Here is a 12,318-nt window from a genome sequence, read left to right as displayed (position 1 = left end):
GATCGCCATGGGTCCGTCGCGGCCGCATGGCGGTCTTCAAGCTGAGTTCGACAACGCCCGCCCCGAAACCGCCGCTCGGCGACAGGCTCGCCTACGACACGTTATCAAGCGAGTTGACCCTCGTCGCGACGGAGGTCGCGGGCTCGTCGCGCGCGGACCTCGCCAACGCCGTCATCGCCGCCCATAGCGGCGCCCGCGCGCGGGTTCTGCTCAAGGAGGAGCGCGTTGCCGCCTGACAGGCGCGCCCGGGCTCGACTGCGGGCTTTCGCTACGCATATTGTGTTGATAGGCCGGCCATCCGCGCTGGCGCCGAGGAAGAAAAGATGCGCTTGCGGTTCTGGCTCCTGCTCCTCGCGGCGACCTTTGCGGCGTCGGAGGCGGCCGCGAAAGTGCGCATCCATATCGATCTTTCGCGGCAGCGTATGCACGTAGCCTCGTCCGAGGGCAGCTATAGCTGGCCGGTGTCGACGGCGCGGCCCGGCTATCGGACGCCGCGCGGCGTCTTTTCGGCGCGCGCGCTGAAGCGCATGCATTACTCCAGCAAATACGACGATGCGCCGATGCCGCATTCGATCTTCTTCTCAGGCGGTTACGCGATCCACGGGACCTATGCGACCGGCTCGCTGGGGCGACCGGTCTCGCATGGCTGCGTGCGGCTCTCGCCAGGCCATGCGGCGCTGCTCTACGGCATGGTGAAGCGGGAAGGCGCGCGCATCACGATTTCCGGCGGACGCTGAAGCTGGGCCGCGTTTTTCTCTGGCCTCGCGAGCCGTCGCCGCATAAATGACGGCGCGGCCCGCATCTTTGCGCGGCCGATCCCGCTCTCGCCGAGGACGCAGCCTCATGCATTTGGCCGGCTTGAGGATCTTCATCGAAGACGCGCCCATCGGCGCGGCGATGTTCGACCGCGAGATGCGCTATCTCGCCTACAGCCGTTATTGGCTCGTCAATCACAGGATCGAACATATCGAGCTCGGCCGCTCGCATTGCGACGTGTTTCCTGAAATTCCGGAGCGCTGGAAGGAAGTGCACGGGCGCGCCCTCGCCGGCGAAACCATCCGCGAGGCGGAGGACGAGTTTCGCCGCGCCGACGGCTCGGCGATCTGGCTGAAATGGGAGACCCGCCCCTGGCGCGACGCCAACGGCGCCATTGGCGGCGTGATCATCTTCTGCGACGACATCACGCCGCAAAAAGAGGCCGAGGAAGCGTTGCGGCAGGCGCTCGCAAGGCAGCGCCTCGCGCAGTCGGCGGGGCATATCGGCGTCTGGGACTGGGAGATCGCGCCGAACCGCACCTATCTCAATGCCGAATGGTACGAAATTTACGGCCTGCCCAAAGGCTCGGTGCTCGCTTATGAGGATTTCATCGCGCGCGTGCATCCGGACGATCGGTCGGCCGCGGAGAAGATGATGCAGGACGCCCTCGCCGGAGAGGGGATCATCGATCACGACTACCGCGTTGTGCGCGCCGACGACGGGGCGATGCGCTGGGTCGCCTCGAAGGGCGAAGTTTATTTCGACGCGCGGGGCAAGGCGGAGCGCGCCATGGGCGCCGTCTACGACATCACCGAGCGCAAGGAGATGGAGGACGCGCTTCGCGAGTCCGATCGCCGCAAGTCGGAGTTTCTCGCAACGCTCGCGCATGAATTGCGCAGTCCCCTGACGCCGATCAGCAACGCGGTCGACGTGCTCGGGCAACTCTCCGATCGCGACGCTTCGCCCGCCGGCGAGAAAAAGCGCGCGGTCTTGCAAATGGCGCGGCGTCAGGTCGATCATCTGTCGCGCCTCGTCAACGATCTTCTGGACGTGATGCGCATCGACCACGGAAAGATCTCGCTGGATCGCAGCGAATCCGATCTCGTCCAACTCCTCGTTCACGCCGTCGAATTGGCCCAGCCCAATTTCGATTCCAAGCGCCACGCGCTCGTCACGGATCTCCCAGCCACCCCGCTGCCGATCAATGGCGATCCAGTGCGGCTCACCCAGGTCTTCGCGAACCTCCTCAACAACGCCGCGCGCTATACGGACCCCGACGGCCGCATCGAGCTTTCGGCGCGCCGCGAGGGCGACGAGGCCGTGGTGACGGTGCGCGACAACGGCCAGGGCATCGCGCCCGAGATGCTCGTCTCCATTTTCGAGATGTTCGCCCAGGCCGGCGATCCAGCCTCCCAGCGCGGTCTCGGCGTCGGCCTCGCGCTCGCCCGCAGCCTCGTCGACCTGCATGGCGGGACCATTGAAGCCAGAAGCGAGGGAGTGGGGCGGGGCAGCGAATTTATCGTGCGGCTGCCGGCGCCGCGCATTGCCGTCAGGGCGCCGCTTGCCTAGATGTGTGTCGGGCCGCCAAGGTGGTCTTGCAAGAATGACATTGGGAGGAAGACCATGAAGAAATCCGCTTTGGCCGTCGCCGCGCTGCTGGCGACGAGCGCCCCCGCTTTCGCGGCGACCTGGATCGTGACCGAAGAAAATCTCGGCGGCGTCAAGGGCGCGCAGGGAAACTGGAACGTCAAGACGGAAGGCGGCAAGATCAGCGGCGACGCCTCGATGCAGATGGATAACGGCTCCCTGCTGACCTACAAATTCACCGGCGAAGCCGAGGGCGCCAATTACACGATCACCCTCACCGACCGCACCGACGGAAAGAAGGGCTGCGTGTGGAAGGGCCACCCGCCGGCGAGCGGCGGCCAGCAGGCCCGCGGCCTCGTCGGCTATGCGGAATGCGACGGCGCCAAGCTGATCCTGCGCGCGAGCATCGTGGAATAAGGCGACGGTTTCTACGCCCGCGACCAGGAGATCCAGAATGGCGAGGGCTGTTCTGGATCTCTTTGCTTAAGGTGCGTTCAGACACGCACGATCATGTAAGTTGCGCTTGATCCGTAACTATTGAGCTTGCCGGCGAGCCGGTTGTCGAGCGCGGCTTCGAAGCCCAGTTTCCGCCAGAGGGCGTCGCTTCCATAAACCGACGTCAAGGCGATCGCGCCTAAGCCCTTCTTGCGGGCGATATCGCTCAACCGCTCGATCAACGCCGCCCCCGCGCCATGTCCCCGCGCCGCGGGCGTTACGGCGACGTCGTGCAGATAGAGGCCGTCGGACGCGTCCGGCAGTCTTTCCAGAAAGGCGTCGAGCGGCGGAACCTCGTAAAGCCGCCATGGGTGGGAGATGGCGTAACCCGCGAGCGCGCCCGCCGAATCCAGCGCGAAGCAGCCGGCGGGGAAGAGCCGCAGCTTCTCCTCGAATACCTCCCGCCTCTCAGGCAGGCTTGGATGAACCGCCGCCGCGACGCCGCAGAGCGGGTCCAGATCTTCGAACCGCAAGGGGCGCCAGACGGGCCTAGGCACGCCGCCCCTCCAATATGGCCAGCGGCGCGCGCGACCCCTTCACCCCCTTGAGCAGGATCCGCACGGCTGGCGCGCCGGGTTTCGAGAAGACGGGCTGGATCGTCACGCCGCCCAGCCGCCCCTCGACCGCCGCGAGGCAGGCGGAGAGCGCGTCGGCGCGGTGGATCATCGCGAAGGTTCCGCCGGGGGCCAGCAGGGCCAGAGCGCCGCGCACCCATTCCGAAAGAGGAACGGCGGCGACATGGGCGCGGGCCTTGCCGGGGTCGGGCGTCACGCGCACGCGCCCCTCTTCGTAGAAAGGCGGGTTGGTGAGGACGAGCGCCGCCCGCTCGTCGATTAGACCCGCAGCCCGGCGGGACCTCGCGGAGGTCGCGTCCGCCTCATGGACCGTCACGCGGACATCGAGGCCGTTCGCTGCGACATTCTCCCGCGCCAGCGCGCAGGTCTCCGGGTCGATCTCGACGAGCCCCACAGTCGCCGCCGGAGCGAGCGCGGCCGCCATCAGCCCCACGGCCCCCGCCCCCGCGCCAATGTCCAGAATGAGGCCGGTCTGATCAGGGGACGTGAGAGAGGCGAGCAGCACCGCGTCATGGCCGGCGCGATGGCCCCGCCCCTGCCGCAGGCGCAGCCGCCCATCGAGAAAAGCATCTGTATCGTCGCCGCCGCTCATGGCGCGGGAAAGTCACACGCCGCGATTTTCTCCACAAGCGCGTAAAATTTTTCCGCGCGGCGGCGCTGCCGCCCCAGCGCATTGATGCTTGGAACCTTTCGCCCTCCAGCGTGACCAAATGCCGGCCGCGACCGGTAGAATTTTATCCTTTCGCTTAACCCTGCGCTTGCCGGCCCCGTGGCAAGAGGTCGCGGCATGCGGGAGCTAACCCCATGCAAAAGCAGGTTTCCCGATGACCATCCGTCTCTATGGCGCAGTTAAAGACCAGGGCCTCGTCAAGCCCGCCGAGCTTGGCCGGCGGCTCGACGAACTCGCTTTTTGCTGCCGTGGATTGGAGTTCGCGATAGACAACTTCTGCGCCGGAGCCGAAAACGACGCGGCGAGGAGGCTCGCAATCCTGGCGAACCGGGTCGCGGAGCAGACCGAGCGCCTCGCCCGGGCGGTGGCGGCGGAGGGGAGCGAGCCGTTGAACTGAGCCCGCAGCGCTGCAAAAAAGCCTTTTCCCCGCCTTGTCCGGGCGTCGACTTGCCGGTAAGGGCGCAAGGCCGTAAATTCCCGGCCGTTAAAAGTTTAGGCTGTAGGGGGGTCCGTGGGTATCGTTATTCCGCTCGAAGAGAAGAAAGCTGCGGGCCTCGACAGCCTTCTCGAACTGATCCGCCCGGACCTCGAGCGCACCAATCAGCTCATCATCCAGCGCACCGGCTCGGACGTCACGACGATCCCCGAGGTCGCGAACCACCTGATCTCGGCTGGCGGCAAGCGCCTGCGCCCCATGCTGGTGCTCGCGACGGCCGGCATGTGCGGCTACAAGGGCGACGGCCATCTGAAATTCGCGGCCGGCATCGAATTCATGCACACGGCCACGCTGCTTCATGACGACGTCGTGGACGAATCCGACATGCGCCGCGGCAAGATCGCGGCCCGCATGCTCTGGGGCAACCAGACCTGCGTGCTCGTCGGCGACTTCCTGCTCGGCCACGCCTTCAAGATGATGGTCGAGCCGGGCATGGTCCCGCCGCTCACCGTCGTGTCGCAGGCCGCCGCCGTGATCGCAGAGGGCGAGATCCTCCAGCTCAACGCGGCCAAGGACACGACCACGACCGAGGACGCCTATATGGCGGTCATCCGCCGCAAGACGGCGGAGCTTTTCGCAGCGGCCGCCGAAGTCGGCGTCATGCTCTCGGGCAAGCCCAAGGCGGACGAAGCCGCCGCCCGCAGCTACGGAATGAATCTCGGCATCGCCTTCCAGCTGATCGACGACGCGCTGGATTATGGCGGCTCCTCGGCCAAGCTCGGCAAGAATGTCGGCGACGACTTCCGCGAGGGCAAGATCACCCTGCCCGTCGTGCTGGCTTTCCGCCGCGGCAACGACAAGGAGCGCGAGTTCTGGCGTCGCACGCTCGAAAAGGGCGAAATCAACGAAGGCGACGTCGAGACCGCCTGCGGCCTGATGAAGAAGCACAAGGCGCTCGACGACACGATCGAACGCGCCGCCCACTACGGCGCCATCGCGCGCGACGCGATGGAGATTTTCCCGGCCTCGCCCTGGAAGGCCGCGCTGCTCGAAGTGGTGGATTTCTGCATCGAGCGCGTCTACTGACGCCGCCCGCCGAGGCGCAAAAGAAAACGCCGGCCGAGCGTCGCTCAGGCCGGCGTTTTCATTGTTCGACCGATCAGGCCTTCACACAGTCGGCCTTGAACTGCTTCTTCGCCTTGCCCTTGAGGCCCTTGGCGACAGCCTGCTCGTTGCAGCTCTTTTCCTTGTCGGCCTTGGAGGCCGGAGCGGCGGAATTCGCGGCGGGCGCGGCGGCGTCGCCAGCCGGAGCCGGGGCGGCGGCGCCATCGGTCGCGGCCTTCTGGGCGATCTCCGCCGGCGGCTTCCAGACGGTCTCCGCATAGGCGGAAGCGCCCATGAGCAGCGCGGCGCAGGCGCCGGCCGCGGAAAGAATCTTGATGTTCTTCAACATGACGTCTCTTTGTCGTTATGGAAGCCGGCCGCGCGGCTTCGCTACTCTCCCTCGGCCAGACGCTACTCGAACGCGGCCGGCGCGGAGATTATGACATTTCTAAGAAAATGTCTTGGAAAGCCCAAGCTTTTCCTGAAAGAGACGTCCTGAAACGCTCCTTACCGACCGCCGTGCTTCCAGAAATGGACCAGGAGGATCGCGGCGAAGGCCGACAGGAAGAGGCGCAGGAAGATATGGGCCGGCATGACGCCTGGGGTCTCGATGGCTTGGCAGCGAGCGTCGGGAGTCCGGAAGCCGCGCCGCTGCGCGGGCTTGGCGTTGATATTGATGTAGGTCATGGCGAATTCCCGCTCGTAAAACTGGTCTCTCAGGCTTTAAGGCTAACGGCTAAAATCTTGCCGAGAGCTTGCGAGGATCTCGCATTTTGCAGCGCAAGACGCGTTGGCGGCGGGCGCAAGCGCATAAGGACGAAAAATGGCTGAGCCGAAGAAAAACCAAAGCGCGCAATTTGATCTGACGGCCGCGCCGCCCGTCGCGCAGCGGCGTCCGACGCAAAAGATCGCCCATGGCCGGGTTTTGGACGACCCTTACGCCTGGCTCGCCGCCGACAACTGGCGAGACGTTCTGCGTGACCCCAGGACGCTGCCAAAAGACATCGCCGCGCTGGTGAAGGCGGAAAACGATTATTGCGCCAAGGTCGTCGCGCCGCTGAAAGATCTGCGCAAGACGCTCGTGAAGGAGCTGCGCGGCCGCATCAAGGAGGACGACGCGGACGTGCCCGACAAGGACGGGCCCTTCGCCTATTACGGCCGCTTTCGCGAGGGCGCCGAACATCCGATCTATTGCCGCACGCCGCGCGACGGCGGGCCGGAGACCGTGCTGCTCGACGGCGAGGCGCTGGCGAAGGGACATGATTTCTTCGACATTGGCGACACCGCGCATTCACCGGATCATGCGCAACTCGCCTGGAGCGTCGACGATAAGGGCTCGGAGCTCTACGCCATTCGCACGCGCTCACTGACGGACGGCGTCGACCGCCCCGACATCGTGACGGACACGGACGGCAGCATCGTCTGGAGCGCGGATTCGTCCGCCTTCTATTATGTGCGCATGGACGAAAACCACCGCACCGCGCAGGTCTTTCGTCACGAGATCGGCGCCGATCCTTCGACCGACCGGCTGATCGTCGAGGAGAAAGACGGCGCCTGGTTTGTCGGCCTCGAAGAGAGCCGCTGCCGCCGCTTCGCCATTGTAACCATACGCGGCCATGACGCCTCCGAATGCTGGCTCGTCGATCTCTCGGACCCGCAAGCCGCCCCGCGTCTCGTCACGCCGCGCGAAGCGAAGCTGCGCTACGACGTCGAGCCTCATGGCGATCTTCTCTACATTCACAACAATGCGGGCGGCGCCGACGACTTCCGCATTTCCGTCGCGCCGCTCGCCGCGCCCGAACGCGCCAATTGGCGGGACGTCGTTCCGCATCGCGCAGGCGCGATGATCGTCACCTTCACGGTTTATGCGCGCTTCCTCGTCTGGGTCGTGCGCGAGGATTCGCTGCCGAGCATCGTCATGCGCGATCTTGCGACGAATGAGGACCATGCGATTTCATTCGCCGAAGAAGCCTATGCGCTTGGGCTCGACCCCGGTCTCGAATTCGACTCGACGACGCTGCGCTTCGTCTATGCCTCCATGACGACGCCCGACGAGACCTATGATTACGATATGGCGGCGCACAGCCGCATCCTGCGCAAGCGTCAGGAGATTCCTTCCGGCCACGATCCGAAAAACTACGTGACGCGCCGCCTCCATGCGACGGCCGCCGATGGCGAACGCGTGCCGATCACGCTGCTGCATCGCGCGGATTTCGCGCCGGGCGGCGACGGCGCGCCGCTGCTGCTCTATGGCTACGGCGCCTATGGCCATTCGCTCGCCGCCGATTTCGACGAAGACGCGCTTTCGCTCGTCGATCGCGGCTTCGTCTATGCGCTCGCCCATGTGCGCGGCGGAACCGACAAGGGATGGAACTGGTACGAGACCGGTAAGCTCGAAAAGAAGACGAACACTTTCTCGGACTTCATCGCCTGCGCGCGTCATCTGATCGCGGTGGGCTATACGCGTGAAGGCGCCATTGTGGCGCAAGGCGCTTCGGCCGGCGGCATGTTGATGGGCGCCATCCTCAATGAAGCGCCGCAGCTTTTCGCAGGCGTCATCGCGGGCGTGCCGTTTGTCGACGTGCTCAACACCATGCTGCGCGACGACCTGCCGCTCACGCCGCCGGAATGGCTCGAATGGGGCAATCCGATCGAAAGCGCCGAAGTCTATGACCGCATCGCGTCCTATTCGCCCTACGACAATGTTAGCGCACAGAACTATCCGCCCATTCTCTCCATTGCGGGCGTGACCGATCCGCGCGTGACCTATTGGGAGCCGCTGAAATGGGTCGCGAAGCTGCGGGCGACCATGACGGGCGGCGGCCCCGTGCTGCTGCATACCCATATGGGCGCGGGGCATGGCGGCGCGTCGGGGCGCTTCGAAGCGCTGGCGGATACGGCGCTGGAATACGCCTTCGCGATTGCATGCGCGAGTCGCGCGGAGGCGACTCGCGAAGCGTAGATCCGCTGCCTCACATGGACGGCTTCCTGCGCTGAAGCTCCTCCGGCGGCAGCCACTCCCTGCCGGCCTGCGTGCCGCGTTTCGCCTCGATCCCCGGCGAACCTGCGGCCGTGCCGCTCGGCCCGGCGAGGCCCGTCGGCGAAGCGTTTTGCATCGCCGCCGGGTTCTCTTTCTGAACGACTGTCGGCGGGTTCACATTGCTGCCGGCGGCGGGCCCCGACGTGTCGCCCGCCTCGGCCTGCTTGCCCATCGTCGGCGAAGGCGGCTGCCCGGTCTCGTCATTCATCGCCGGCTTGATGTCGCGGCGCGGCTGCCCCTGAATGGCGGGCGGATTGGGATCGCCCTGATCCTGCGCCTGCTGCGCCAGGGCCGGCGTAAAGGCGCCCGCCGACAAAAGCGCGCTGATCACGAGAAGCTTCTTCATGACGGTGACTCCCTGCCCACGCCCCCAAAAGCGATGCATGAAGGGGCTAGATGGGAGCAGGCTCCCCGCCGGCAAGAAAATATCGCCTCGCGTCCGCTTTTCGTTTACTCACCTTGGCGGGAGGAAACGGTCATGGCTATTGATACGAAACACGCCGAAACCCTTGCGCTTCATGCGGGCTGGCGCGCGGACCCCGCGACCGGCGCCGTCGCCGTTCCGATTTATCAAACGACTTCCTATCAGTTTCGCGACACCGAGCACGCCGCCAATCTCTTCGCGCTGAAAGAGCTCGGGCCGATCTATACGCGCATCGGCAATCCCACGACCGACGTGCTCGAGCAGCGCCTCGCCGCGCTCGAAGGCGGCGTCGCGGCGCTCGCGCTTTCCTCCGGCCAGGCGGCCTCGGCCTTCGCGCTTCAGAACCTCGCCAAGGTCGGAGACAATGTCGTCTCCTCCACCGACCTTTATGGCGGCACCTGGAATCTCTTCGCCAATACGCTGAAGGACCAAGGGATCGAAGTGCGCTTCGTCGATCCTTCGGACCCCGAAAATTTCCGCCGCGCGACGGACGACCGCACGCGCGCTTATTATGGCGAGACGCTGCCCAATCCGAAGCTCGCGGTTCTCCCCATCGCCGAGATCGCGGCGATCGGCCGCGAATACGGCATCCCGCTCATCGTCGACAACACGGCGGCGCCGATCATCGCGCGTCCGCTCGACCACGGCGCGGCGATCGTCGTCTATTCCACGACGAAATATATCGGCGGCCACGGCACGTCGATCGGCGGGGCCATCATCGACGGCGGTAATTTCGACTGGGAGAAATTCCCCGCCCGCCAGCCCGCGCTGACGACGCCCGATCCGAGCTATCACGGCGCCGTGTGGGTGGAGGCGGTGAAGCCGCTCGGCCCCATCGCCTATATCATCAAGGCGCGGACGACGCTGCTGCGCGACCTCGGCTCCGCGCCCTCGCCCTTCAACGCCTTCCTGACGCTGCAGGGCATCGAGACCGTGACGCTGCGCATGGAGCGCCATGTCGCCAATGCGCAGAAGGCCGCGGAATTTCTCGCAAGCCGCAGCGAAATTTCCAGGGTGATCTATCCCTCGCTGCAAACCGGCGAAGCGAAGAAGCGCGCGGATAAATATCTGAAGGGCGGCTATGGCGCGCTGCTCGGCTTCGAGCTGAAGGGCGGCGCGGAAGCGGGCCGCCGCTTTATCGACGCGCTGGAGATGTTCTACCACGTCGCCAATATCGGCGACGCGCGCAGCCTCGCCATCCATCCCGCGACGACGACGCATTCGCAGCTTTCGCAAGAAGCGCAGCTCGCGAGCGGCGTCACGCCCGGCTATGTGCGCCTGTGCATCGGTCTGGAGCATATCGACGACATCGTCGCCGATCTCGAGAAGGGGTTGAAAGCGGCGGGGGCGTAGGCCCCCTCCCTGTCCCTCCCCCGCAAAGCGGGAGGGGACGCTCACGATCAGCAGTCTTGATGAAAGCCGCGCCCTACTCCCTCTCCCGCGAAGCGGGGGAGGGTTGGGGAGGGGGCGCGGCAGGTCACTTCACCTTCACCGGATAGCCCGCCACCACCAGCGCCACATGCGCGGCGATCTTCGCGACGTCCTGATGCAACAGGCCGGCGGCGTCGCGAAAGGCGCGGGCGAGCGCGTTTTCGGGGACGATCGACAGGCCCACTTCCGGCGACACGACGACCGTTGGCGCCGCGCGCGACGACAAGGCTGCGATGAGCGCCGCGCGATCCGCGACAAGATCTGCCTCGGCGAACATTCTGTTCGAGAGCCAGATGGCGAGGCAATCGATCATCAGCGGCGCGTCCGCCGGCGCGTTGCGCACAGCCTCGGGCAAAAGCTGCGGCGCCTCGATGGTGCGCCAGTCGCCGCCGCGCCGCGCCTGATGGGTCGCGATGCGTTCGCGCATTTCATCGTCGAAAGCCTGCGCCGTGGCGATGTAATACCACGGGCCGGGATGCGTCATGACGAGGCTTTCCGCATAAGCGCTCTTGCCCGACCGCGCGCCGCCGAGGACGAAAGTGAGATGCGGGTTTTCGGTCATGGCGCTCCCTCGTCATTGCGAGCGAAGCAGTGCAATCCAGCGTCGGCCAGCGCGGCTCTGGATTGCTTCGTCGCTTGCGCGCCTCGCAAGGGTGCTTGAAGCCTAAGCATCGCCGGCCTTTCCGAAAGGCGTTTGCGCGAGCAAGCGCCCTTCCCTGTCGAAGACGATCACCTCCAGCAAAACATCAGCAGAGCCGAGCGCCTTCGCCGCCGTCTCCCAAGCCCCGCGCGCGACAGGCGCCGCGAGATCGACGCCTTCCGCGCGCGCGATCAACAGCGCGTCGAGCGCGCTGTTGGCGTGCTTCACGCGGAAGACTGTCTCCTCATCGGCGCCGGCGCGGCGCGCGGTGTCGCCCAATTGCGCAAGGTCGACGCTTGAGCGCCCCGAATGCAGATCGAGCCGCCCCTGCGCAAGTTTCGTCATCTTGGCGAAGCCGCCGCCGATCGTCACGCGCTCGACGGGATGCGCGCGCAGATATTTGAGAAAGCCGCCGACGAAATCGCCCATCTCGATCAGCGCCGCTTCCGGGAGATCGTAGAGGTCTCGCACCGCGGCTTCCGACGTCGAACCCGTCGTCCCCGCGACATGCGCCAACCCGCTCGCGCGCGCGACGTCCACGCCGCGATGAATGCTGTCGATCCAGGCGGCGCAGGAGAAGGGCGTGACGATTCCCGTCGTGCCGAGAACGGAGAGACCGCCGACAATGCCGAGACGGCCATTGAGCGTGTGTTTCGCCATCTCCTCGCCATGGGGAATGGAAATCTCGATCTCGGCGTCCGCGCCGACGCCTAGCCTTTGCGCCGCTTCCTCGATCGTCTGCCTCATCATCGCGCGCGGCACGGGATTGATGGCGGGTTCGCCCGGCGGCAGCGGCAGGCCGGGGCGCGTGATCGTGCCGACGCCCTCGCCCGCCTTGAAGATCACGCCCGCCCCCGGCGCCGCGCGGCGCACGGTCGCGCGGATCAGCGCGCCATGCGTCACGTCGGGATCGTCGCCGGCGTCTTTCACAATCGCGGCGCGGGCGTCATCCTCGCCGCGCGCGAACTCCGCAAGCGCGAAGGCGACGCGCTTGCCGGAGGGCAGCGCAATCTCCACGGGATCAGGCGGCGCAGCGCCCGTAACGAGCGCCTCAAAGGCCGCCCGCGTCGCGGCGGTGGCGCAGGCGCCGGTGGTCCAGCCTCGACGCAGCGGTCGATCTTTGGGCGCTTGTGTCATGAAACTCCTTTAGCACCCGACGC

At 66.0% G+C, this 12,318-nt stretch carries 15 protein-coding genes; 8 read left to right on the top strand and 7 right to left on the bottom strand.

Translation table 11 applies throughout. The features are described 5' to 3' along the window. The first annotated feature begins 26 nt into the window (after positions 1 to 26). The 4 genes from ACPFMJ_RS18360 (at position 27) to ACPFMJ_RS18345 (ending at position 2,760) form a co-directional block, all read left to right on the top strand. Positions 27 to 236 carry a hypothetical protein gene (locus ACPFMJ_RS18360; protein ID WP_424361336.1) on the top strand — a complete coding sequence of 70 codons (210 nt, stop codon included), beginning with the start codon at positions 27 to 29 and terminating at the stop codon, positions 234 to 236. Positions 237 to 323: 87 nt separating this feature from the next. Next, a complete protein-coding gene (locus ACPFMJ_RS18355; RefSeq protein ID WP_424361335.1) occupies positions 324 to 737 on the top strand; it encodes a L,D-transpeptidase in 414 nt (137 codons plus the stop codon). A 106-nt stretch (positions 738 to 843) separates the two neighbouring features. Continuing rightward, positions 844 to 2,325, top strand: a complete 1,482-nt coding sequence (locus ACPFMJ_RS18350; protein WP_424361334.1) for a PAS domain-containing sensor histidine kinase — start codon at positions 844 to 846, stop codon at positions 2,323 to 2,325. Between the two features lie 54 nt (positions 2,326 to 2,379). After that, positions 2,380 to 2,760, top strand: a complete 381-nt coding sequence (locus tag ACPFMJ_RS18345; RefSeq protein WP_424361333.1) for a hypothetical protein — start codon at positions 2,380 to 2,382, stop codon at positions 2,758 to 2,760. A 77-nt stretch (positions 2,761 to 2,837) separates the two neighbouring features. Here ACPFMJ_RS18345 and ACPFMJ_RS18340 read toward each other — a convergent pair whose 3' ends face one another. Both ACPFMJ_RS18340 and ACPFMJ_RS18335 read right to left on the bottom strand, forming a co-directional pair. Further along, on the bottom strand, positions 2,838 to 3,335 hold the full coding sequence (locus tag ACPFMJ_RS18340) for a GNAT family N-acetyltransferase (RefSeq protein ID WP_424361332.1): 498 nt from the start codon (positions 3,333 to 3,335) through the stop codon (positions 2,838 to 2,840). Beyond that, a complete protein-coding gene (locus ACPFMJ_RS18335) occupies positions 3,328 to 4,005 on the bottom strand; it encodes a tRNA1(Val) (adenine(37)-N6)-methyltransferase (protein WP_424361331.1) in 678 nt (225 codons plus the stop codon). The genes ACPFMJ_RS18340 and ACPFMJ_RS18335 overlap by 8 nt, the downstream gene beginning before the upstream one ends. 232 nt (positions 4,006 to 4,237) lie before the next feature. Here ACPFMJ_RS18335 and ACPFMJ_RS18330 point away from each other — a divergent pair, with 232 nt between their 5' ends. After that, positions 4,238 to 4,480, top strand: coding sequence for a hypothetical protein (locus ACPFMJ_RS18330; protein ID WP_424361330.1), 243 nt, complete (start codon positions 4,238 to 4,240; stop codon positions 4,478 to 4,480). A gap of 114 nt (positions 4,481 to 4,594) precedes the next feature. Beyond that, positions 4,595 to 5,605: a polyprenyl synthetase family protein gene (locus tag ACPFMJ_RS18325; protein WP_424361329.1), complete on the top strand. Its 1,011-nt coding sequence runs from the start codon at positions 4,595 to 4,597 to the stop codon at positions 5,603 to 5,605. Between the two features lie 73 nt (positions 5,606 to 5,678). Here the strand turns inward: ACPFMJ_RS18325 and ACPFMJ_RS18320 are convergent, their stop codons facing one another. Then, positions 5,679 to 5,972 carry a PsiF family protein gene (locus ACPFMJ_RS18320; protein WP_424361328.1) on the bottom strand — a complete coding sequence of 98 codons (294 nt, stop codon included), beginning with the start codon at positions 5,970 to 5,972 and terminating at the stop codon, positions 5,679 to 5,681. A 158-nt stretch (positions 5,973 to 6,130) separates the two neighbouring features. Further along, positions 6,131 to 6,310, bottom strand: coding sequence for a hypothetical protein (locus ACPFMJ_RS18315; protein WP_424361327.1), 180 nt, complete (start codon positions 6,308 to 6,310; stop codon positions 6,131 to 6,133). A 136-nt stretch (positions 6,311 to 6,446) separates the two neighbouring features. On the opposite strand from ACPFMJ_RS18315, the gene ACPFMJ_RS18310 reads away from it, so the two are divergent. Continuing rightward, positions 6,447 to 8,585: a S9 family peptidase gene (locus ACPFMJ_RS18310; protein WP_424361326.1), complete on the top strand. Its 2,139-nt coding sequence runs from the start codon at positions 6,447 to 6,449 to the stop codon at positions 8,583 to 8,585. 10 nt (positions 8,586 to 8,595) lie between these two features. Here ACPFMJ_RS18310 and ACPFMJ_RS18305 read toward each other — a convergent pair whose 3' ends face one another. Beyond that, positions 8,596 to 9,009 (bottom strand): hypothetical protein, encoded by a 414-nt coding sequence (locus ACPFMJ_RS18305; RefSeq protein WP_424361325.1) that lies wholly within the window; start codon positions 9,007 to 9,009, stop codon positions 8,596 to 8,598. A 132-nt stretch (positions 9,010 to 9,141) separates the two neighbouring features. Between ACPFMJ_RS18305 and ACPFMJ_RS18300 the strand changes: the two genes are divergently transcribed. Then, the gene (locus ACPFMJ_RS18300) at positions 9,142 to 10,440 is read left to right on the top strand and encodes an O-acetylhomoserine aminocarboxypropyltransferase/cysteine synthase family protein (protein ID WP_424361324.1); all 1,299 of its coding nucleotides are present in this window, start codon (positions 9,142 to 9,144) and stop codon (positions 10,438 to 10,440) included. A 124-nt stretch (positions 10,441 to 10,564) separates the two neighbouring features. Here the strand turns inward: ACPFMJ_RS18300 and cobU are convergent, their stop codons facing one another. Together cobU and ACPFMJ_RS18290 are read right to left on the bottom strand one after the other, a co-directional pair. Further along, on the bottom strand, positions 10,565 to 11,080 hold the full coding sequence (gene cobU / locus ACPFMJ_RS18295) for a bifunctional adenosylcobinamide kinase/adenosylcobinamide-phosphate guanylyltransferase (protein ID WP_424361323.1): 516 nt from the start codon (positions 11,078 to 11,080) through the stop codon (positions 10,565 to 10,567). A 102-nt stretch (positions 11,081 to 11,182) separates the two neighbouring features. Then, complete coding sequence (locus tag ACPFMJ_RS18290) at positions 11,183 to 12,295, bottom strand: cobalt-precorrin-5B (C(1))-methyltransferase (protein ID WP_424361322.1); 1,113 nt, start codon at positions 12,293 to 12,295, stop codon at positions 11,183 to 11,185. Positions 12,296 to 12,318 lie beyond the last annotated feature (23 nt).

It is taken from the genome of Methylocystis parvus (assembly GCF_049675845.1).
GTDB classification, from domain to species: Bacteria; Pseudomonadota; Alphaproteobacteria; order Rhizobiales; family Beijerinckiaceae; genus Methylocystis; species Methylocystis parvus_A.
The sequence above is the reverse complement of the archived record's forward strand: the minus strand, read 5'-3'. Positions and strand labels throughout refer to the sequence as shown.